The organism is Rhizobium sp. WYCCWR 11146, from assembly GCF_013591995.1.
Taxonomy (GTDB): domain Bacteria; phylum Pseudomonadota; class Alphaproteobacteria; order Rhizobiales; family Rhizobiaceae; genus Rhizobium; species Rhizobium indicum.
Genome location: NZ_JACCEY010000049.1, coordinates 1 through 20,629, shown reverse-complemented (window position 1 = coordinate 20,629; position 20,629 = coordinate 1). Strand labels below are relative to the sequence as shown.

Annotated in this window: 20 protein-coding genes; 16 read left to right on the top strand and 4 right to left on the bottom strand. The window is 61.6% G+C overall.

The genetic code is table 11. The annotated features are described in order from the left end of the window. Positions 1-24 precede the first annotated feature (24 nt). From HX899_RS34710 to HX899_RS34685, 6 genes are all read left to right on the top strand, one after another. Positions 25-906: a peptidylprolyl isomerase gene (locus HX899_RS34710; protein ID WP_072640438.1), complete on the top strand. Its 882-nt coding sequence runs from the start codon at positions 25-27 to the stop codon at positions 904-906. Between the two features lie 113 nt (positions 907-1,019). Next, the gene (gene argJ / locus HX899_RS34705) at positions 1,020-2,261 is read left to right on the top strand and encodes a bifunctional glutamate N-acetyltransferase/amino-acid acetyltransferase ArgJ (protein WP_181294565.1); all 1,242 of its coding nucleotides are present in this window, start codon (positions 1,020-1,022) and stop codon (positions 2,259-2,261) included. Then, entirely contained in the window at positions 2,242-3,048 is an 807-nt protein-coding gene (locus HX899_RS34700) for an N-acetyltransferase (protein WP_138389574.1), read from the top strand. Before argJ ends, HX899_RS34700 begins: the two co-directional genes overlap by 20 nt. Further along, on the top strand, positions 3,045-3,458 hold the full coding sequence (gene mutT, locus HX899_RS34695) for an 8-oxo-dGTP diphosphatase MutT (protein ID WP_012759141.1): 414 nt from the start codon (positions 3,045-3,047) through the stop codon (positions 3,456-3,458). The genes HX899_RS34700 and mutT overlap by 4 nt, the downstream gene beginning before the upstream one ends. A gap of 126 nt (positions 3,459-3,584) precedes the next feature. Continuing rightward, complete coding sequence (locus HX899_RS34690) at positions 3,585-3,902, top strand: hypothetical protein (protein ID WP_003543245.1); 318 nt, start codon at positions 3,585-3,587, stop codon at positions 3,900-3,902. Between the two features lie 74 nt (positions 3,903-3,976). Next, the gene (locus HX899_RS34685) at positions 3,977-4,144 is read left to right on the top strand and encodes a Flp family type IVb pilin (protein ID WP_138332020.1); all 168 of its coding nucleotides are present in this window, start codon (positions 3,977-3,979) and stop codon (positions 4,142-4,144) included. Positions 4,145-4,159: 15 nt separating this feature from the next. Here the strand turns inward: HX899_RS34685 and HX899_RS34680 are convergent, their stop codons facing one another. Further along, the gene (locus tag HX899_RS34680; protein WP_181294556.1) at positions 4,160-5,044 is read right to left on the bottom strand and encodes a methyltransferase domain-containing protein; all 885 of its coding nucleotides are present in this window, start codon (positions 5,042-5,044) and stop codon (positions 4,160-4,162) included. A 77-nt stretch (positions 5,045-5,121) separates the two neighbouring features. Here HX899_RS34680 and HX899_RS34675 point away from each other — a divergent pair, with 77 nt between their 5' ends. Genes HX899_RS34675 through HX899_RS34660 form a run of 4 tightly spaced genes read left to right on the top strand, consistent with a single transcriptional unit; the run spans position 5,122 to position 7,480 of the window. Further along, positions 5,122-5,898 carry a ComF family protein gene (locus tag HX899_RS34675; RefSeq protein ID WP_181294555.1) on the top strand — a complete coding sequence of 259 codons (777 nt, stop codon included), beginning with the start codon at positions 5,122-5,124 and terminating at the stop codon, positions 5,896-5,898. Positions 5,899-5,929: 31 nt separating this feature from the next. Beyond that, complete coding sequence (grxC, locus tag HX899_RS34670; RefSeq protein ID WP_181294554.1) at positions 5,930-6,187, top strand: glutaredoxin 3; 258 nt, start codon at positions 5,930-5,932, stop codon at positions 6,185-6,187. Positions 6,188-6,197: 10 nt separating this feature from the next. Next, positions 6,198-7,055 (top strand): carbon-nitrogen hydrolase family protein, encoded by an 858-nt coding sequence (locus HX899_RS34665; RefSeq protein WP_181294553.1) that lies wholly within the window; start codon positions 6,198-6,200, stop codon positions 7,053-7,055. After that, positions 7,052-7,480 carry a DUF1178 family protein gene (locus tag HX899_RS34660; protein WP_138331667.1) on the top strand — a complete coding sequence of 143 codons (429 nt, stop codon included), beginning with the start codon at positions 7,052-7,054 and terminating at the stop codon, positions 7,478-7,480. Before HX899_RS34665 ends, HX899_RS34660 begins: the two co-directional genes overlap by 4 nt. 81 nt (positions 7,481-7,561) lie before the next feature. Here HX899_RS34660 and ubiG read toward each other — a convergent pair whose 3' ends face one another. Further along, entirely contained in the window at positions 7,562-8,308 is a 747-nt protein-coding gene (ubiG, locus tag HX899_RS34655) for a bifunctional 2-polyprenyl-6-hydroxyphenol methylase/3-demethylubiquinol 3-O-methyltransferase UbiG (protein WP_181294552.1), read from the bottom strand. Between the two features lie 298 nt (positions 8,309-8,606). Between ubiG and HX899_RS34650 the strand changes: the two genes are divergently transcribed. From HX899_RS34650 to clpB, 6 genes are all read left to right on the top strand, one after another. Continuing rightward, complete coding sequence (locus HX899_RS34650; RefSeq protein WP_011653679.1) at positions 8,607-9,881, top strand: aspartate kinase; 1,275 nt, start codon at positions 8,607-8,609, stop codon at positions 9,879-9,881. Between the two features lie 88 nt (positions 9,882-9,969). Next, on the top strand, positions 9,970-12,237 hold the full coding sequence (gene ptsP, locus HX899_RS34645) for a phosphoenolpyruvate--protein phosphotransferase (protein WP_138331665.1): 2,268 nt from the start codon (positions 9,970-9,972) through the stop codon (positions 12,235-12,237). Positions 12,238-12,266: 29 nt separating this feature from the next. Then, positions 12,267-13,346 carry a peptide chain release factor 1 gene (prfA, locus tag HX899_RS34640; RefSeq protein WP_138331664.1) on the top strand — a complete coding sequence of 360 codons (1,080 nt, stop codon included), beginning with the start codon at positions 12,267-12,269 and terminating at the stop codon, positions 13,344-13,346. Beyond that, complete coding sequence (gene prmC / locus HX899_RS34635; RefSeq protein WP_181294551.1) at positions 13,343-14,203, top strand: peptide chain release factor N(5)-glutamine methyltransferase; 861 nt, start codon at positions 13,343-13,345, stop codon at positions 14,201-14,203. Before prfA ends, prmC begins: the two co-directional genes overlap by 4 nt. Before the next feature lie 342 nt (positions 14,204-14,545). Continuing rightward, entirely contained in the window at positions 14,546-15,313 is a 768-nt protein-coding gene (locus HX899_RS34630; RefSeq protein WP_181294550.1) for a DUF4167 domain-containing protein, read from the top strand. 251 nt (positions 15,314-15,564) lie between these two features. Next, positions 15,565-18,165 (top strand): ATP-dependent chaperone ClpB, encoded by a 2,601-nt coding sequence (gene clpB / locus HX899_RS34625; protein ID WP_138389577.1) that lies wholly within the window; start codon positions 15,565-15,567, stop codon positions 18,163-18,165. A 98-nt stretch (positions 18,166-18,263) separates the two neighbouring features. On the opposite strand, the gene HX899_RS34620 is transcribed toward clpB, so the two are convergent. Further along, positions 18,264-20,204: a M23 family metallopeptidase gene (locus HX899_RS34620; RefSeq protein ID WP_033182109.1), complete on the bottom strand. Its 1,941-nt coding sequence runs from the start codon at positions 20,202-20,204 to the stop codon at positions 18,264-18,266. Between the two features lie 154 nt (positions 20,205-20,358). Further along, on the bottom strand, positions 20,359-20,629 hold a 271-nt coding region (locus tag HX899_RS34885), incomplete at its 5' end, for a hypothetical protein (protein ID WP_210273909.1).

The window sequence follows — 20,629 nt, the reverse complement described above, 5'->3', positions numbered from 1 at the left end:
CGATGTAACTGTGAAGGGTATTTCATGTTGAGCACCAACAAACTTGCCGTTCTGGCGTTTGCAACTTTTGTTGCGCTCCAGGCCCCGGCCTATGCCGATGACGCCGTCATCGCCAAGGTCGGCACCCTGGAGATCCACCAGTCGGAACTCGACCTCGCCGTCGCCAATCTCGACCCCCAGCTGGCGCAGCTTCCCGATGACCAGAAGAAGGTCGCAGCCCTTTCCGCCGCCATCGACGTGAAGCTGCTCGCCGCCGACGCTGCGGCTGAGAAGCTCGATCAGACCGACGAATTCAAGAAGCGCATGCAGTATCTCTCCGACCGCGAGCTGCACAATGCCTATTTCAAGAAGCATGTCGTCGACATCGTGACGCCTGAAGAAGTCAAGGCCCGTTACGACAAGGAAGTCGCCGCCCTGCCGAAGCAGGAGGAAGTCCACGCCCGTCATATCCTCGTCAAGACCGAGGACGAAGCCAAGGACATCATCAAGCAGCTCGACGCCGGCAAGGATTTCGCCGAACTCGCCAAGGAAAAGTCCACCGATCCGAACAAGTCGGAAGGCGGCGATCTCGGCTATTTCTCGCGCGGCCGCATGGTCAAGGAATTCGAAGACGCAGCCTTTGCGCTTGAGAAGGGCACCTATTCCAAGACGCCGGTGAAGACCGATTTCGGCTTCCACGTCATCAAGGTCGAAGATAAGCGAGACGCTCCGCCGCCGCCCTTCGAGCAGGTGCAGGATCAGGTTCGTCAGCTCGTCATGCGCGACAAGTATCTTGAGCTTCTGAACAAGGCGAAGGCCTCGGCCAAGATCGAGATCACGGACGAGACGCTGCGCAAGGGTTACGACCAGGCCAACAAGCAGCCCGAGCCGGGCAGCGAGCCCGTTGCGCCGGCACCGCAGCAGTAATAATCGCATCAGGGGCCCGGTTCTTCCGGGCCCTTCACTATCGTGGTTGTCGCATTTCCGGACGGCGAACCGGTTTCCATTTCGCCTGGAAATGCTCATTGGCAGGTCTCATCATGTCCGGTTCCGTCTCTCCGCTTGCTCCGAAATCCTTCGTCTCGATGCCACCGCTACGCGGCGTGCGCATGGCGACGGCTTCCGCCGGCATCAAGTACAAGAACCGTACCGACGTGCTGATGATGGTCTTCGACAGACCGGCGACTGTTGCGGGCGTTTTTACCCGCTCGAAGTGCCCGTCGGCGCCGGTCGATTTCTGCCGGGCCAATCTCCCCCATGGCAGCGCTCGCGCCGTCGTCGTCAACTCAGGCAATGCCAATGCTTTCACCGGCCTGAAGGGCCGCCAGGCGACCGCACTGACGGCGAAGTCGGCTGCCGCTGCCGTCGGCTGCGCCGAAAACGAGGTCTATCTGGCCTCGACTGGCGTCATCGGCGAGCCGCTCGATGCCACCAAATTCGCAGGCGTTCTGGATCGGATGCAGGTCGAAGCGACCGGCGATTTCTGGTTCGAGGCCGCCAAGGCGATCATGACGACGGACACCTATCCGAAAGTTTCGACCCGCAGCGCCGAGATCGGCGGCGTGGCCGTGACGATCAACGGCATCGCCAAGGGCGCCGGCATGATCGCGCCTGATATGGCGACGATGCTTTCCTTCGTCGTCACTGATGCCGACATTGCGCCTGCCGCTCTGCAGGCGCTTCTGTCCGACGGCGTCGGCCCGACCTTCAATTCCATGACCGTCGACAGCGACACCTCCACGTCCGACACACTGATGCTGTTTGCAACGGGTGCCGCAGCCGAGGACGGCCAGGCCCGCATCGAACGCGCCGACGACCCGCACCTTGCCGCCTTCCGGGCCGCACTCAACGAAGTGCTGAAGGATCTGTCGCTGCAGGTGGTGCGGGACGGCGAAGGTGCGAGCAAGATGCTCGAAATCACCGTGACGGGTGCCGAGAGCGATGCCGCCGCCAAGCGCATCGCGCTGTCGATCGCCAATTCGCCGCTGGTCAAGACCGCGGCCGCCGGCGAAGACGCCAATTGGGGCCGTATCGTAATGGCCGTCGGCAAATCCGGCGAGATGGCCGACCGCGACCGGCTCGCCATCTGGTTCGGCGATATCAGGGTTGCCGTCAATGGCGAGCGTGATCCCGATTATTCCGAGGCGGCCGCCTCGGACGTCATGAAGGCGCAGGATATCCCCGTCAAAGTCGATATCGGGCTCGGTGCCGGCACGGCAACGGTCTGGACCTGCGACCTCACCAAGGAATATGTTGCGATCAATGGCGACTATCGGAGCTGATCGTTCATTGGAGCAGGCATCCATTTCCTCACACAATCTGCCGCTGGTGCGCAGGCTGGAGGCCGTCGGCTTCCGCGCCTGGCCGGCGGCATCCGTGCAATATGACGGCAGCTGGCAGGTGCGGCTGACGGCCGGTCACCCGTCCAACCGGCTGAACTCGATCGTGCCGCTCGATCCCTCGGATCATCGCGACGTCGAAATCCGCCTGGAAAAGGCGAGCCGGAAGTTCGAGGCCTATGGCCGCGCCGCCGTGGTCCGCCAGACGCCGCTTGCTTCGCCGGTGCTGATCGAACTTCTGCGCGCGCAGAACTGGACGCGCTTCGACGATACGGTGGTGATGGCCTGCGACCTCGCCGAGGCGGAGCTGCCGGATACGCTCGATCACCTGCCGACCCATGATATCGGCCGTTTCGTCGACGCCAACCTTGCCGTCGACCAGTCGCCACTGAGGCTGAAGCCGGCGCTTGCCGAAATCATTTCGGCGATCAAGCCGCCATCCGGCCTGTTCATGATCGAGAACGCGGTGGACGGCCCGCTTGCGACCGTGCTCTGTGTCCAGGACAACGACCTCGCCGGCATCATGTCGCTTTCGGTCTCCGAGGCGCGGCGGCGCGAAGGACTCGGCACCGAAATCCTGACCTCGGCGCTGCGCTGGGCGCGCATGCGCAGCGCCCGTTCGGCCTGGCTGCAGGTGAAGCTGTCCAACCGTCCGGCCATCGCACTTTATGAGCGCCTCGGTTTTCGCGACGCCTATCATTATTGCTATTGGCAGCAGGAGCCGCGATGAGCGAGGCGGGCCGGAAGATATTGCTGGTCGCCGCCTGTGCGCTGATCGATGCCGATGGGCGTATCCTGTTGGCACAGCGCCCCGAGGGAAAGTCGCTCGCCGGGCTCTGGGAGTTTCCCGGCGGCAAGGTCGAGCCGGGTGAGACGCCGGAGGAAACACTGGTGCGCGAGCTCGAGGAAGAGCTCGGCATCAACACCAAGATCGCCTGCCTCGCGCCGCTTACCTTTGCCAGCCACTCCTACGAGACCTTCCACCTTTTGATGCCGCTTTATATCTGCCGGCGCTATGAGGGCATTCCCCAGGGCCGCGAAGGCCAGGCGCTGAAATGGGTGCGTCCGCAGGCGCTGCGCGATTATCCGATGCCTCCGGCCGACGAGCCGCTCATCCCGATGTTGCAGGATTTACTTTAGCATTATCTGATTATTATTGTGCCACACCATTTTCGGCTGTGGATATTAATGGATCGTTTAACACCTTCTGCCAAAGATCGGCCTCAATCAAGCATCTGGCGTGCGTGTATTAAAAGGCTTGACCTCATGGACGATGATTTCTGGAAAGCTGTCCGGGAAAAGGAACGGGCCTCGTCTGCTTCGCGCAGGACGGGTGCGCTGAATATCGCCCTCCTGTTCGGCACGGCGGTAGTCGCGCTGACGCTTATCCTGACGCCAATGCTTGCGGATTCCTCGAAGAAAAGCGTCTTTGCCAGTGCTCCGGCGGATTTCGATACGATCACGACGGGATCGATCCCCAAGAGTGAAAGCGGCAAGCGTTATACGATCCGCCGCAGCGTCCTCCAGGATACGCCCGGCTCGGTCTGCGTCGTCCAGGGCTACGGCGTCGGCGCCGGTTGCTGAAAAATACCGGCCGTCGCCCGATGGCCGTGGAATTGATCGTTCGCCGTCGGTTTCGCTCAAAGGGTCGCGAAATAATGCGTATTTTGAAAGCATTTCTTGCAGATAACAGAGCTGCGACGGCAATTGAGTATGGCTTGATCGCCGCCCTCATTTGTGGCGCGCTCGTCTCCGGTCTCGGGGTCTTCACCGGCGCCTTGCAAGGCGTCTTCAACGTGATCAATAACAATATGACGGTGAATTGAAGAAGCCGCCGGCCCTCACTGTTTGAGCTTGTGTTCGTCCACCTTCAGTGCATCGGCAAGGCGCGCCTTGGCCGAACCCGGCTTGAGCGGCTTTTGCTGGCTCTCGTGGGCAGCCCATCCCGAAACATAGATGATCGAGAAGGTGGCGCGGATACGTCCGTCGGGATCGGCATAACGTTCGGCGTAGATCTCCGCTGCGCGCAGGAAGAAGGCGCGCTTCAGTGGCATCCGGGCGCGGGCTGCAAGCGGATTGCTCATGCCCATCGCTCTCAGATCCCGCATCAGCGGAAAGAGCGAATCATAGCGCACCGTATAATTCTCCGCATCGATCACCGGCAATGTGAAGCCGGCGCGCTGCATGAGGCTACCGACATCGCGCACATCGGCGAAGGGAATGACACGCGGGCTTGCGCCACCTGTCATCTCGACCTCGGCGGTCAGCAGCACGTCGCGCAGTTCCTGTAACGTGCCGGCGCCGGGGATCGCGGCCAGGAAAAGGCCGTCCGGCTTCAGGGCGCGGCGGATCTGGATGAAGACACCCGGCGTATCGTTGGTCAGATGCAGGCTAAGCGGCGCAAGGATGAGATTGGCCGATTGCGGTTCGAGCGGCACGTCCTCGAGCGGCGCCTCGATCAAGATTTCGTCCGGCCGGGCATAGGCCTTCTCGCTTTCGACGCGGATCATCGTACCAATCTTGCCCGTTGCCAGCGCCGCCCGGGCGGCAGCACCGGTCGCGCCATGCAGTTCGACGGCGGTCCCGAAAGTCCGCTCGACCACGGAAAGCCTTTCGCCCATTTCCTCAGCGGCGATGTCGAGCAGGAAGGCGGCTTTTGGATCGTTGTTGGCAAGCGCGCGATGGCGATGTGCGGCGATCAGGGCTCTGTCGAAGATCGTATCCATGGCGATGTCCTTAGTCCCGCGCCGCCCGTGCGGCAAGACGATTTTCCTTTCGTGGAGAACGCGCTAGTCTCTGCGGTATGGGGCCAACCGAATTGAAAAGACCGGCAGAATTCTTGCGCACGCATCTCTTGCGGCCGTTTTCGGCGCTTGCCGATTTCTTTTATCCGCCGGCCTGTTCCGTCTGCGGCATTTCGACCGGCGGCCATCGCGGGCTCTGTGCGAAATGTTGGTCCGGTATCCGCTTCATCGAACGACCCTATTGCGAGGTGCTCGGCATTCCCTTCTCGCACGATCTCGGTGCAGGCATCCTCAGCGCCGAGGCGATCGCCAACCCGCCGCCCTTCGACCGGCTGCGGTCTGCGGCGACCCACGACCACGCGGTCCGCGATCTCGTCCATGCGCTCAAATATCGCGATCGCACCGATCTGGCGCCGATGATGGCAGCCTGGATGCTGCGCGCTTCCGACGGGACGGTCGAAAGCTGCGATTCGCTGATCCCGGTGCCGCTGCACCGTAGCCGCATGCTGGCGCGGAAGTTCAACCAGGCAGCCGAGCTTGCCCGTCATATGGCAAAGCTCTCGGGCAAGCCGCTGCTGGCTGCCACGCTTATGCGCGTCAAGCGCACCAGCCAGCAGGTCGGCCTTGGCGCCAAGGCGCGAGAAGACAATGTCAGGGGCGCTTTTGCGATCGCCAAGGGCTGCGAAAACGACATTTTCGGCAAGCGCATTGTCCTTATCGACGACGTCTATACAACAGGGGCGACGGTTGCCGCGGCAAGCCGGACGCTGCGCAAGGCGGGTGCGGCCGACATAACGGTTTTGACCTTTGCAAGGGCTCTCTCCGAGCCTATATGACAGAAATACCCGGCATCGGTCTGGAGAGATTATGGTACCCGTCACAATCTATACACGGCAGTTCTGCGGCTATTGCACCCGCGCCAAGTCCCTTCTCGAAGAAAAGGGTGTCGAATATGTCGAGCACGACGCGACCTTTTCGCCGGATCTTCGCCAGGAGATGATCGGCAAGTCGAACGGCCGTGCCACTTTTCCGCAGATCTTCATCGGCGCCGATCATGTCGGCGGTTGCGACGATCTCTTTGCGCTCGATCGGTCCGGCAAGCTCGACCCGATGCTGGCAGCCTGAGGAAGAACCGATGAGCTTCAAGGCCGCCGTCGTCCAGATGTGTTCCGGGGTCGATCCGGTGAAGAATGCCGCCGCCATGGCGCGGCTGGTGCGCGAGGCCGCTGGCCAGGGCGCGACCTATGTGCAGACGCCCGAGATGACCGGCATGCTGCAGCGCGATCGTGCGGCGGCACGCGCCGTGCTTGCCGATGAGGCGCATGACATCATCGTCAAGACGGGCTCGGAGCTCGCCAGGGAATTCGGCATCTACATGCATGTCGGTTCGACGGCGATTGCCCTTGCCGACGGCAAGATCGCCAATCGCGGCTTCCTGTTCGGTCCCGACGGCAGGATTCTCAATCGCTACGACAAGATCCATATGTTTGACGTCGACCTCGACAATGGCGAAAGCTGGCGTGAAAGTGCCGCCTATACAGCCGGCTCGGAGGCCCGCGTCCTGTCGTTGCCCTTTGCCGAAATGGGCTTTGCGATCTGTTACGACGTGCGGTTTCCGGCACTCTTCCGCGCCCAGGCGATTGCCGGTGCCGAGGTGATGACAGTTCCTGCCGCCTTCACCAAGCAGACTGGCGAGGCGCATTGGGAGATCCTGCTCAGGGCACGCGCGATCGAGAACGGGGTCTTCGTCATCGCCGCCGCGCAGGCCGGCCGGCATGAGGATGGGCGCGAGACCTTCGGCCATTCGATGATCGTCGATCCTTGGGGCATGGTGCTGGCGTCGGCCGGCGCCACCGGCGAGGCGGTTATCGTCGCCGAGATCGATCCCACCGCGGTCAAGGCCGCGCATGACAAGATCCCGAACCTGAGGAATGGCCGGGAATTCTCGGTCGAGAAGATTGCGGGGGCAGTCGCCGGAGGCGTCGCCGCTTGATCCGCTATTCCCTCACCTGTGACAATGCCCATGAATTCGAAGGTTGGTTTTCGGAAAGCGCCGATTTCGATCGTCAGATCGAAACCGGTTTTCTGACCTGCCCGGTCTGTCATTCCGCCGCCATTTCGAAGCTGTTGATGGCGCCTTCGGTGTCGACCGCGCGGAAGAAGGACGAGAGGCAGACGCTGGCGATGAATGCCATGCGTCAGGAGGCCCTGCAAAAGCTCAAAGAAGCCGTCGCTGCGGTCAAGGCCAATTCCGAGGACGTCGGCACGCAGTTTCCCGAGGAAGCCCGCAAGATCCATTACGGCGAGGCGGATGCCCGCGGCATCATCGGCCAGGCGACGGTCGATGAGGCGCAGGCGCTCTTGGAAGAGGGCATCGAGATCGCAGCCATTCCCGTCTTGCCGGAAGACGTGAACTGACATGAAGTTCACGCCGCTTGCTGTCCATGATTTGGCCTGCGTGTCGCGCTGAAAATGTAGCCGGCTTATTGATGGCGGGAGCTATGCCGGCCGCTTCGCCAGCAGCATATAATTTACGTCCATATCCTTGGACAGGTTCCACTCGTTCGACAGCGGATTGAAGAAGACGCCGGTGCGGTCGGTGATCTCAAGGCCGCTTGCCACCAGCGGCTTTTCCAGCTCTTCCGGGCGTACCAGCTTTTCATACTGGTGCGTTCCGCGCGGCAGCCAGCGCAGAATGTTCTCGGCGGCGAAGATGGCAAGCGCTGCCGCCTTCATCGTTCGGTTGATGGTGGCAACGAAGATCAGGCCGCCGGGGCGGACCATTTTTGCGCAGGTCGTCATGAAGAATTCGACATCGGCGACGTGCTCCACCACTTCCATATTCAAGACGATATCGAAGGTCTCGCCAGCCTCAGCGAGCTCTTCGGCGGTGACGGCGCGATAGTTGACCGAAACGCCGGAGGCCTTGGCATGGGTGGAGGCGATGCCAATATTCTTCTCGGACGGATCGGCGCCGACGACCGAGGCGCCCATGCGGGAGACAGGTTCGGACAACAGACCGCCGCCGCAGCCGATATCCAGCACGCGCAGACCCTCCAGCGGGCGTGCGCTTTTTGGATCACGGCTGAAATTCTCGCAGGCCTTGTCGCGGATATAGGCGAGCCGGACGGGATTGAACTTGTGCAGTGGTTTGAACTTGCCGGTCGGGCTCCACCATTCCGCCGCCATCGCCGAGAAGCGGTCCACTTCGCCCTGGTCGATCGTGCTTTTGGCGCCTTCCGTCATCGTCCACTCCTTCATTCGTGACATGTGAAGTCGGATGATCGGGGGCATAAGTCAAGGGGCGCGGATCAGGGGATTGGCGAGTGCGGAACCGCTCACCAATAGCTTTTGTCGCGTGCGCTTGCCTCCCCTCGCCAAACTCGCTAAGAGACGCCGCAACTTGGGGCCTTTGGGGCCTGGGCTTTTAGAGCGGTTCCAGAAGTTGGGAATCCGGCTCTCTGGCCCAAGCGGTCTGCCCCAGAGCTTTCGTGATGCCGGGTCCGGTTTTCCGCTTTCCCGGCGCCAGTCGTGGTAGAGGCATATGGCACGCATCGTAATGAAATTCGGCGGCACGTCCGTCGCTGACCTGGACCGCATCAAGAATGTTGCCCGCCACGTAAAACGCGAAGTCGATGCCGGGCACGAGGTGGCGGTGGTCGTCTCGGCCATGTCCGGCAAGACCAATGAACTGGTCGGCTGGGTCCAGGGCACGCCGAAGGTGATCGGCGCCAATTCTCCATTTTACGATGCGCGGGAATATGATGCGGTGGTCGCCTCCGGCGAGCAGGTGACCTCGGGGCTGCTGGCAATCGCATTGCAGGCGATGGATATCAATGCGCGTTCCTGGCAGGGATGGCAGATCCCGATCCGCACCGACAATGCGCATGGCGCGGCACGGATCATGGAGATTGACGGCTCAGACATCGTCAAGCGGATGGGCGAGGGGCAGGTCGCCGTCATCTCCGGCTTCCAGGGGCTGGGACCCGACAACCGGATCGCGACGCTCGGACGCGGCGGATCGGACACTTCAGCCGTCGCAATCGCGGCAGCTGTCAAGGCGGATCGCTGCGATATCTATACTGATGTCGACGGCGTCTACACGACCGACCCGCGCATCGTGCCGAAGGCGCGCAGGCTGAAGAAGATCGCCTTCGAGGAAATGCTGGAAATGGCCTCGCTCGGCGCCAAGGTACTGCAGGTGCGCTCGGTCGAGCTTGCCATGGTACACAAGGTGCGCACCTTCGTGCGCTCATCATTCGAAGATCCCGATGCTCCGGGCATGGGCGATCTGCTGAACCCGCCCGGAACGCTGATTTGTGACGAGGATGAAATCGTGGAACAGGAAGTAGTCACCGGCATCGCCTATGCCAAGGATGAGGCTCAGATCTCGCTTCGCCGTCTTGCCGATCGGCCGGGCGTCTCCGCGGCGATCTTCGGGCCGCTCGCCGAATCCCATATTAATGTCGACATGATCGTCCAGAATATTTCCGAGGACGGGTCGAAGACCGACATGACCTTCACCGTGCCGTCAGGCGACGTCGAGAAGGCGATCAAGGTGCTCGGCGACCATAAGGAGAAGATCGGCTACGACGTCGTGCAGAACGAATCGGGGCTGGTGAAAGTATCGGTCATCGGCATCGGCATGCGCAGCCACGCGGGCGTTGCCGCTACCGCATTTCGTGCACTTGCCGAAAAAGGCATCAACATCAAGGCGATCACCACCTCCGAGATCAAGATTTCCATCCTGATCGACGGTCCCTATGCAGAACTCGCTGTCAGGACTTTGCATTCCTGCTACGGTCTGGATAAGAATTGATTCCCAGCGGGCGGCCTGCCCCTTCAGGTTGAGGAGATGAGGCCGGCCCGCCGGGACTAAGTGCGTTGTTTCGGGAGCTTGAGACGCCATGAGAGACCTTTCCGGCGGTCCGCGCGTGCTGCTCAGGCGGCTGCGCGAGTTGATGGCGGAGCCGCTGGAGCCGCAGGATCGTCTTGACCGGATCGTCCGCCAGATCGCCGGCAACATGGTGGCGGAGGTTTGCTCCGTCTATGTGCTGCGCGCCGACGGCGTCCTCGAACTCTACGCGACCGAAGGCCTCAACCGCGAGGCCGTGCATCTGGCGCAATTGAAGATGGGGCAGGGCCTGGTCGGCACCATCGCGGCCTCGGCCCAGCCGTTGAACCTTTCCGACGCGCAGTCGCATCCTGCCTTCCGCTACCTGCCGGAAACGGGTGAAGAAATCTACCATTCCTTCCTCGGCGTGCCGATCCTCAGGACCGGGCGCTCGCTTGGCGTTCTCGTCGTGCAGAACAAGGCAAGCCGCAACTATCGCGAGGAAGAGCTGGAAGCGCTCGAGACGACGGCGATGGTGCTGGCAGAGATGATCGCCACCGGTGAGCTCAAGAAGATCACCAAGCCGGGCCTCGAACTCGACCTGACGCGTTCGGTCACCGTCGACGGCGATACTTATAATGACGGCATCGGCCTCGGTTACGTCGTGCTGCACGAGCCGCGCATCGTCGTCACCAATCTGCTGAACGAGGATGCCGAGAAGGAAATCCGGCGGCTGGCCGAAGCCATGGGCTCGCTCAGGATCTCGATCGACGATATGCTGTCGCGCCGTGACGTCTCGATGGAAGGCGAACATCGCGAGGTGCTCGAAACCTATCGCATGTTCGCCCATGACCAGGGCTGGGTGCGCAAGCTCGAGGAGGCGATCCGCAACGGCCTGACGGCGGAAGCAGCAGTCGAGAAGGTGCAAAGCGACACCAAGGCGCGGATGATGCGGTTGACCGACCCTTATCTGCGCGAACGCATGCATGATTTCGAGGATCTGGCGAATCGGCTGCTCAGACAGTTGACCGGTTATACCGGCCGGACGACCGGCGAAGGTTTCCCCAGCGATGCGATCATCCTGGCGCGCGCCATGGGAGCAGCCGAACTGCTCGATTATCCGCGTTCCAATGTCCGCGGGCTAGTGCTGGAAGAAGGGGCGGTAACGAGCCATGTGGTGATCGTCGCGCGCGCCATGGGCATTCCGGTCATCGGTCAGGCAGCGGGCGTGGTGGCGCTCGCCGAGAACGGCGATGCGGTGATCATCGACGCCGACGAGGGACATGTGCATCTGCGGCCGATGGCCGATCACCGGCGTTCCTACGAGGAAAAGGTTCGCTTCCGCGCCAGGCGGCAGGAGCAGTTCCGGGCGCTGCGTGCCGTCGAGCCGGTGACCAAGGATGGGCAGCGGATCGCGCTGATGATGAATGCCGGCCTGCTGGTCGACCTGCCGCAGCTTTCGGAATCGGGCGCCGAGGGCATCGGCCTGTTCCGCACCGAGCTGCAGTTCATGATCGCCTCCACCATGCCGAAGGCGGAGGAGCAGGAGCAGTTCTATCGCAATGTGATAAAGCAGGCGGCGGGCCGCACCGTCACCTTCCGTACGCTCGATATCGGCGGCGACAAGGTGGTGCCCTATTTCCGCGGCCATGAGGAAGAAAATCCCGCACTTGGCTGGCGCGCCATCCGGCTGTCGCTCGACCGGCCGGGATTGTTGCGCACCCAGTTGCGCGCCCTGCTGAAGGCATCGGCCGACACCGAGCTGAAGCTGATGGTGCCGATGGTGACCGAGGTTTCCGAGCTGAAGATGGTGCGTGAGCTCTTGCAGAAGGAAGTGCAGCATCTGTCGCGCTTCGGCCACGGGCTGCCGCGCAAGCTGCAATTCGGCGCGATGCTGGAGGTGCCGGCACTGCTTTGGCAGCTCGACGAGCTGATGGAGGCGGTCGATTTCGTCTCGGTCGGTTCGAACGATCTCTTCCAGTTCTCGATGGCGGTCGATCGCGGCAATGCGCGGGTCTCGGACCGCTTCGATCCGCTCGGCAAGCCGTTCTTGCGCATCCTGCGCGATATCGTGCGGGGGGCGGAGCGGAACAAGACGCCGGTGACGCTCTGTGGCGAGCTCGCCAGCAAACCGATCTCGGCGATGGCGCTGCTCGGTATCGGCTTCCGCTCGATCTCGATGTCGCCGGCCTCGATCGGACCGGTGAAGGCGATGCTGCTCGGGCTCGACGTCGGGGCGCTGACGAAGGCGATGGATGAGGTGCTGGACGATCACCACGCCTTGATGCCGATGCGCGAAGTGCTTGCCCGCTTCGCCGAGAGCCACAATATTCCCCTTTAGACAGAGATTAAGAAGAATCGGAGTGAAGGGTGGCGAAGCTTCCCGTTGAAAAGATGCGCGAGCTGGAACGTCGTTTCGGCGAGATCGAGGCGCGCATGTCGGCTGGCCCGGCTGCCGATGTCTATGTGAAGCTCGCATCCGAATATTCCGAGCTGCAGCCGGTCGTGACGAAGATCCGCGTCTATGAAAAGGCGGTCGCCGAGCTTGCCGATCTCGAAACGCTGCTCGAGGACAGGTCGGTCGACCGCGAAATGCGCGACCTCGCCGAGCTGGAGCTGCCCGATGTGAAAGAGCAGATCGAGTCGCTCGAGCAGGAGATGCAGATCCTGCTTCTGCCGAAGGACGCAGCCGACGAAAAGAGTGCGATCCTCGAAATCCGAGCCGGCACGGGCGGCTCGGAAGCGGCTCTTTTCGCCGGCGATCTCTTTCGCATGTATGAGCGCTTTGCGGCGGAAAAGGGCTGGAAGGTGGAGGTGCTCTCGGCAAGTGAGGGCGAAGCCGGCGGCTACAAGGAAATCATCGCGACGATCACCGGCAGGGGGGTCTTTGCCAAGCTGAAATTCGAATCCGGCGTGCATCGCGTGCAACGCGTGCCGGAAACCGAGGCGGGTGGGCGTATCCATACGTCGGCCGCAACGGTTGCGGTGCTGCCGGAGGCCGAGGAGATCGACATCGAGATCCGGGCCGAAGACATCCGCATCGACACGATGCGCTCTTCGGGTGCTGGCGGCCAGCACGTCAATACGACGGACTCGGCAGTGCGCATCACCCACCTGCCGAGCGGCATCGTCGTCACCAGTTCGGAAAAATCGCAACACCAAAATCGCGCCAAGGCGATGCAGGTGCTGCGCTCCAGGCTTTATGACGCCGAGCGGCAGAGGGCCGATAGCGAGCGCTCTGCCGATCGCAAGAGTCAGGTCGGCTCCGGCGACCGCTCGGAACGTATCCGTACCTATAATTTCCCGCAGGGGCGGGTGACGGACCATCGCATCAATCTGACGCTCTATAAGCTCGACCGGATGATGGAAGGCGAGATCGAGGAGGTTGTCGACGCGCTGATGGCTGATTACCAGGCGAGCCAGCTGGCGCAGCTCGGCGAGCAACAATGAGCTCGACGGTCGCCGATATGCTTGCCGATGCGCGCCGCCGCTTCACCGAAGCAGGTATCGTCGACCCGGCGACCGATGCGCGGCTGCTTGTCGCGGGTCTTCTGACACTGTCGCCGACCGAGCTGTTGACGCGATCGGCCGAAAGGCTTTCTGCCGAGCAGGCCGAAGTGATTTTCAAGGCGCTGGAGCGGCGGCTTGGTCATGAGCCGGTGCATCGCATTCTCGGCGAGCGTGAATTCTACGGCCTGCCGCTTCGGCTCTCGGCTGAAACGCTGGAACCGCGGCCGGATACGGAAATCCTGGTCGATACGGTTCTCGTCTATCTCAAAGACCTTGCAAAGGCGCAAAACCGTCTCCATATCCTTGACATGGGAACCGGGACCGGGGCGATATGCCTTGCGCTTTTGAGCGAATGTCCTCATGCATCAGGTTTCGGCAGCGACATATCGGCGGATGCACTTTTGACGGCAAGATCGAATGCAGAAAGAAACGGGTTGCAGGATCGTTTTGAGGCCGTACAGTCAAGTTGGTTCGAGGACATCCAGGGATCCTTTCACGCGATTGTCTCAAATCCGCCCTATATTGCTTCCAATGTCATTCACGATCTCGCTCCCGAAGTGACGAAATTTGATCCGGCGGCGGCTCTGGATGGCGGCCCGGATGGGCTTGACGCTTACAAAGCCATAGCCAAGGATGCGGCAAGGTTCATCAGGCCCGATGGGGTCGTCGGACTGGAGATCGGCTACGATCAGCGAAACGACGTGACGGCGATCTTTGAAGCGAAAGGCTTCAGGTGCCTCAAATCCGTGAAAGATTATGGTCAGAACGACAGGGTGCTCGTGTTCGCGCTCGCGTGAAAGACGATAATGCGGCATTGGACGAGACATTATTGTTATTGCGAAGAAAAGGCTTGGATTTCCCGGTGAAGCAATATAGGTTGCGGTCACGTGTTGGGCAGATAGGAATGAACGAGATTCGTTCGGTACTTGGTTTGCCTCGGGGGTCCGCTCTTTTAAACGAGAGTTTCAACGGTTGAACACGACCCAATGCGTGAATCAGTCAAACTGACTTGAGAACCAAGCGGCAGGTCGGCGCAAAGGCGCAGTATGCTCGCGGCACAAAGGTCCTGATCCGGTTTTCCGGTCATGGCGGTTGGTGCCATGTATCCATCACAAACAGAGAATTCAGGTGAACGATCTATGAGGCCAGGACAGCAGAACAAGCGCGGTCGAGGGCGTGGTAACAATAATAACGGCGGCGGTGGCGGCGGTGGAAATAACAATAACAACAATTTCAACCGCAAGGGCGGCAATCCGCTAACCCGGACCTATGACAGCTCCGGCCCCGATGTGAAGATTCGCGGTACTGCGCAGCATATCGCCGAAAAATACGCACAGCTCGCCCGCGACGCCCAAAGCTCCGGCGACCGCGTGATTGCCGAGAACTATCTCCAGCACGCCGAACATTATAATCGTATCATCGCCAGCGCCCAGGCGCAGATGCAGGAACGCTTCCAGCGCGACGACCGCGGCGAGTACAATGATCGCGACGGTGCGGACCGTGACGGCGACGATATGGACAACAATGAGAATGAGAATGACAATGACGGCGACGATGTCGTTATCGTCCAGCCGCCGCAGAGCAGGCCGCACCAGCCGCAACAGAGCAGACAGCACCAGCCGCAGGCACAGCCGAAGCCGGTAGCCGCTCAGGCGCCTGCACCGGCACCCCAGTCCGAACTCATCGATGGAACCGGCCCGCAGCCGGAGATCGAAGGCATTCCGGCCGAAGTCGCCATGGACGAGGAAGGTGCCGGCGGCCAGCCGCGTGAACGCCAGCCCCGCCGCCGCAGCACCGGCAGCCGTCCCCGACGCCCGCGTCGTGGTGCTGAGGGCGAAGAAGCCGCCGCTGAAGGCGAGGGCGCCTCTGCCGAGGCGCCAGTGCTGGCTGACGTCACATCGGAATGAGGATTTCGCTTCCCCTTCAGGGAGAGCGTGACGTTCATGCCATCTACTCGAATTAGCTTGAAAATCCCCGGCCTTGTGCCGGGGATTTTCATTTTATGGGCTCTTTAAACTCGCAGAACAGGCTACCATATTCTCTTCGAACTGCTTCGCCCGAATCCCAACCGGGCAAAGCGCGACCTGCCTTTTCAGGGGGTCGATCTCAATCATCGGTCTGCGCCTCGTCAGGGCAGGGCGATCCATGGAGGTAGACTATGAATATCGAGAAATATTCGGAGCGGGTGCGCGGTTTCATCCAGTCCGCCCAGACCTATGCGTTGGCGCAGGGTCACCAGCAATTTACGCCGGAACATGTGCTGAAAGTCCTGCTCGACGACGATCAGGGCATGGCGGCGTCGCTGATCGAGCGCGCCGGCGGCGATGCCAAGGCCGCCCGCCTGGCCAATGACGCGGCTCTCGCCAAATTGCCGAAGATCTCCGGCGGCAACGGCAATATCTATCTGGCACAACCACTCGCCAAGGTGCTTTCGACCGCCGAAGAAGCGGCGAAGAAGGCTGGCGACAGCTTCGTCACCGTCGAGCGCCTGCTGCAGGCGCTGGCGATCGAATCCTCGGCCTCGACCTTTTCGACGCTGAAGAACGCAGGCGTGACGGCCCAGGGCCTCAACCAGGTCATCAACGACATCCGCAAGGGTCGGACGGCGGATTCCTCCAATGCCGAGCAGGGTTTCGACTCGCTGAAAAAGTTCGCACGCGATCTCACTGCCGAAGCCCGTGAGGGTAGGCTCGACCCGGTCATCGGCCGCGATGACGAAATCCGCCGCACCATCCAGGTGCTTTCGCGCCGTACCAAGAACAATCCTGTGCTGATCGGCGAACCGGGCGTCGGCAAGACGGCGATCGTCGAGGGCCTGGCGCTGCGCATCGTCAACGGTGACGTGCCGGAATCGCTCAAGGATAAGAAGCTGATGGCGCTCGACATGGGCGCGCTGATTGCCGGTGCGAAATACCGCGGCGAATTCGAGGAGCGGCTGAAGGCCGTGCTCAACGAGGTCCAGGCGGAAAACGGCGAGATCATCCTGTTCATCGACGAGATGCATACGCTGGTCGGCGCCGGCAAGGCGGATGGGGCGATGGATGCCTCGAACCTCCTGAAGCCCGCCCTTGCCCGCGGTGAGCTGCATTGCGTCGGCGCGACCACGCTCGACGAATATCGCAAACATGTCGAGAAGGATCCGGCCCTTGCCCGCCGCTTCCAGCCCGTTGTCGTCGACGAACCGACGGTCGAAGACACGATCTCGATCCTGCGCGGCCTGAAGGAAAAATACGAGCAGCATCACAAGGTGCGCATCGCCGATGCGGCGCTGGTGGCGGCTGCGACACTTTCCAACCGCTATATCACCGACCGTTTCCTACCCGACAAGGCGATCGACCTGATGGACGAGGCGGCGGCGCGGTTGCGCATGCAGGTTGATTCCAAGCCGGAAGAACTCGACGAACTCGACCGTCGCATCATGCAGCTGAAGATCGAGCGCGAAGCGCTGAAAAAGGAAACGGACGTCGCGTCCGCCGACCGGCTGAAGCGGCTTGAAACCGAAGTGACCGATCTCGAGGAACAGGCCGATGCGCTGACGGCCCGCTGGCAGGCGGAAAAGCAGAAACTCGGCCTTGCCGCCGATCTCAAGAAGCAGCTCGATGATGCCCGCAACGAACTGGCGATCGCCCAGCGCAAAGGCGAATTCCAGCGTGCCGGCGAGCTGACCTACGGCGTCATTCCCGACCTTGAGAAGCAGCTCGTCGATGCCGAGAAGCAGGATGGCGACCGCGGCGCGATGGTGCAGGAGGTGGTCACCCCCGATAACATCGCCCATGTCGTTTCCCGCTGGACCGGCATTCCGGTCGATAGGATGCTAGAGGGCGAACGCGATAAGCTGCTCCGGATGGAAGACGAACTGGCGAAATCGGTGATCGGCCAGGGCGATGCGGTTCAGGCCGTGTCGCGCGCCGTTCGCCGCGCGCGCGCCGGCCTGCAGGATCCGAACCGGCCGATCGGCTCGTTCATCTTCCTCGGTCCGACCGGCGTCGGCAAGACGGAGCTCACTAAGGCGCTCGCCCGCTTCCTCTTCGACGACGAAACGGCGATGGTGCGCATGGACATGTCGGAATATATGGAGAAGCACTCCGTTGCCCGGCTGATCGGCGCGCCTCCCGGCTATGTCGGTTATGACGAAGGCGGAGCGCTGACGGAAGCCGTGCGCCGCAGGCCCTATCAGGTCGTGCTGTTCGACGAGATCGAAAAGGCGCATCCCGACGTCTTCAACATCCTGCTGCAGGTGCTGGACGATGGACGCTTGACCGACGGTCAGGGCCGGACGGTCGATTTCCGCAACACGATGATCATCATGACCTCGAACCTCGGCGCCGAATATCTGACGCAACTGAGGGACGGCGACGACAGCGACACGGTTCGCGAGCAGGTGATGGAGGTCGTGCGCGGGCATTTCCGGCCGGAATTCCTGAACCGCATCGACGAGATCATTCTGTTCCATCGCCTGAAGCGCGAGGAGATGGGCGCGATCGTCGATATCCAGCTGAAGCGGCTGGTGGCTCTGCTGTCAGAGCGCAAGATCGTCATCGATCTCGACGAGGAAGCCCGCCACTGGCTGGCGAACAAGGGTTACGATCCGGTCTACGGCGCAAGGCCGCTGAAGCGGGTGATCCAGAAGTTCGTGCAGGATCCGCTGGCCGAGCAGATCCTGTCTGGCCAGGTGCCGGATGGATCGACGGTGACGGTGACGAGCGGTTCGGACCGGCTGCAGTTCAGGACGAGGCAGACGGTGAGCGAAGCAGCATAAATAGGTTTGCCGGATGAATGAGAAATGGCGGCTTCGGCCGCCATTTTTTATTGAATGATCGGGGCCGTCTGTTGGAAGGGAAGCAGCGTAGATGGACGCTACTTGCTCGCCACCTGGTCCGGCGTCTGGTTGTTGAGCAGCGTATCGATGCGTTTGCGCTCGTCTTCGAATTTCGCCAGCGCCTCGCCCTGCAGCGATTTGCCGCCCGGCAGGCGGATGCGCAGCGGATCGACCTTGGTGCCGTTGACGATCAGCTCGTAATGCAGGTGAGGGCCGGTGGATTCGCCGGTCGTGCCGACCCAGCCGATCACCTGACCCTGGCGGATCTTGGCACCGGGGACGACGCCCTTGGCGATGGCGCTCTGGTGATTGTAGGAGGATTCATAGCCGTTGGCATGGCGCACGATCGTCTGGTTGCCGTAACCGCCGGAATCCCAGCCGGCTTTTTCGACCGTACCGTTGCCGGCGGCGATGATCGCCGTGCCGCGCGGTGCTGCCCAATCGACGCCGGTGTGCATGCGGGCGAAACCGAGGATCGGGTGGCGGCGCATGCCGAAGCCGGATTTGAAGATGCCGTTCGGAACCGGGTTGCGCAGCAGGAACTGGCGGATGCTCTTGCCGTTCTCGTCGAAATAATCGACCGTGCCGTCGTCGGGGTCCTGGAAACGGTAGAAGCGCGTCTGCGTATCGCCGAAACGGGCGTTGACATAGAGCAGTTCGGAATCCTCGGTCGCCTGACCGGCGCTGTCGGCGACGGAGAAGAAGGCTTCGAGACTGTCGGTCGGCCTCAGCTGCGCCTGGAAATCGACATTGCTGGCGAGCAGCTTGATGATCAGCGCCGTCATATCCTTGGTCATGCCGTAGGAAAGGGCAGCACGATAGATGCCGTCATAGACGCGCGGCAGGTTCTGGCCGGGGGGCGGTGCGAAGGAATTGTCATCGAAGGCGGTGGCGATGGCATCCAGCATCGGCGGCTCGCTGCCGGGCACGTACCTGCCCTTGTCGTCGACGGCCACGGTGACGAGATGGCGCGTGCCGCGATAGACGCTGGCTCGGATGATCTTTGCCTGTTCGCCCTTCTGAATGATGCCGATGCGCAGTACGTCGCCCTTGTCGAGATCACCGGAACCCAGCTGCTGCGCGATATAGCCGGCAATGCCATCGGCATATTGCTGCGGATAGCCTGAATCCGTCAGCGCCTTGGCGATCGGCGTGTCGACGCGCACCGGCAGGATGTCGTCGGCGAATTCTTCGGTCTGCGGCGTGATCGATTCCGATGCGGAGACCGTCATGTTCTGTTCGAGCACGCGGGCGGACAGACCGGCGGTCAGATCGACATCGGCGTCCTCGTTGGAGAAACGACGCGGATCGACGTAATAAAGGGCTGCCAGCTGAGTGTTGCCGTCGGTCAGCACCGAGCCGTTGGAGCGCACATTCTCTTCGACCTCCTCGAGCGACAGGCCGGATGCCATCTGCATGCTGGTCTTGCCGGTCGGGAAGGGAATGGTCTTCAGGCTGACTTCGGATTCGACGTCGGAGCCGTAAAGCGCGCCGGTGCGGCTTTGCGGCGCGGGCTGCGGCTCGTCGGCGGAAAAGATCGCCAGGGGATCGAAGTCGGGATAATCTTCCGTCGCCACATGGTTGGCGGCCAGCGTCATCTTCACATGTGCGAAGGGCTGGCGGCGCACGACTTCCTTTTCGCCGTCGTGGACGACGGTTGAGACTTCCATGATGGCACGGTCGGACGGCTTTGCGGCGATGGCGGGCGCGATCAGCCGGCCACCGCGGACCACCGTCGTATCCTCATGCGCGTCTGCCGCAACACTTGCATAGGCTTCGGCTGGGATTGCCAATTGCTGGCGGCCGTCAAGGGCGGCAAAAAGTGCAACCCCCATCAGGACGGAAGATGTAATGCCGGTGAGGAACGTGCCCGAGAGCCAACGCAAGGAAACTTCGCGCCGGTCGGGCGCGCGTCTGCCGTCGGCCAGAAGCGGAGGCTCGTTGCCCAACGAGCGGATCATCATTTTCTCCGTCATCATGGCAGTCGGGTCCGCGTCCTTACATCAGGCGTCTGTGGGAGCATGTATCGGCCATCCTGGCTGGGGCGAAAGATGTGCATATTTTGGGCACGGAAGTCAAATCACTCAGGAAAAGGCAGTCTGCCTGCATTTGCCTGTGTGAATCATGTGTCTCTTAAGACCAGCAGATTGTGATAATGTCGGGGCGCAGGGGACAAAACAGCGTTCTTTTCACGAAAAGTCGAAAGACGTTCATCTTTCCTGGCCGTGTAAAGGCCGGACGGAATCCGGGAAATGATCGCACTTGAAATTTTCCCTGGAAAAACAACGCCTTGAAAGAAAAATCAGTTTTTTCGAAAAGCGCTGTTGACTGTTCTAATGGGTTAGTTCTATAAGCCCACTCACTGAACGAGGGCGGCGGCGCTGCTGGCGACGAAGTCTTTCGT

Bases quoted from the DNA above. Each gene is read 5' to 3' on its own strand.
- HX899_RS34680 (WP_181294556.1), bottom strand. From the start codon at position 5,044: ATGGATACGATCTTCGACAGAGCCCTGATCGCCGCACATCGCCATCGC.
- HX899_RS34650 (WP_011653679.1), top strand. From the start codon at position 8,607: ATGGCACGCATCGTAATGAAATTCGGCGGCACGTCCGTCGCTGACCTG.
- ubiG (WP_181294552.1), bottom strand. From the start codon at position 8,308: ATGACGGAAGGCGCCAAAAGCACGATCGACCAGGGCGAAGTGGACCGC.
- HX899_RS34685 (WP_138332020.1), top strand. From the start codon at position 3,977: ATGCGTATTTTGAAAGCATTTCTTGCAGATAACAGAGCTGCGACGGCA.
- HX899_RS34690 (WP_003543245.1), top strand. From the start codon at position 3,585: ATGGACGATGATTTCTGGAAAGCTGTCCGGGAAAAGGAACGGGCCTCG.
- HX899_RS34700 (WP_138389574.1), top strand. From the start codon at position 2,242: ATGGCGACTATCGGAGCTGATCGTTCATTGGAGCAGGCATCCATTTCC.
- prmC (WP_181294551.1), top strand. From the start codon at position 13,343: ATGAGCTCGACGGTCGCCGATATGCTTGCCGATGCGCGCCGCCGCTTC.
- mutT (WP_012759141.1), top strand. From the start codon at position 3,045: ATGAGCGAGGCGGGCCGGAAGATATTGCTGGTCGCCGCCTGTGCGCTG.
- clpB (WP_138389577.1), top strand. From the start codon at position 15,565: ATGAATATCGAGAAATATTCGGAGCGGGTGCGCGGTTTCATCCAGTCC.
- HX899_RS34630 (WP_181294550.1), top strand. From the start codon at position 14,546: ATGAGGCCAGGACAGCAGAACAAGCGCGGTCGAGGGCGTGGTAACAAT.
- argJ (WP_181294565.1), top strand. From the start codon at position 1,020: ATGTCCGGTTCCGTCTCTCCGCTTGCTCCGAAATCCTTCGTCTCGATG.
- HX899_RS34620 (WP_033182109.1), bottom strand. From the start codon at position 20,204: ATGATGACGGAGAAAATGATGATCCGCTCGTTGGGCAACGAGCCTCCG.
- HX899_RS34675 (WP_181294555.1), top strand. From the start codon at position 5,122: ATGGGGCCAACCGAATTGAAAAGACCGGCAGAATTCTTGCGCACGCAT.
- HX899_RS34710 (WP_072640438.1), top strand. From the start codon at position 25: ATGTTGAGCACCAACAAACTTGCCGTTCTGGCGTTTGCAACTTTTGTT.
- ptsP (WP_138331665.1), top strand. From the start codon at position 9,970: ATGAGAGACCTTTCCGGCGGTCCGCGCGTGCTGCTCAGGCGGCTGCGC.
- grxC (WP_181294554.1), top strand. From the start codon at position 5,930: ATGGTACCCGTCACAATCTATACACGGCAGTTCTGCGGCTATTGCACC.
- HX899_RS34665 (WP_181294553.1), top strand. From the start codon at position 6,198: ATGAGCTTCAAGGCCGCCGTCGTCCAGATGTGTTCCGGGGTCGATCCG.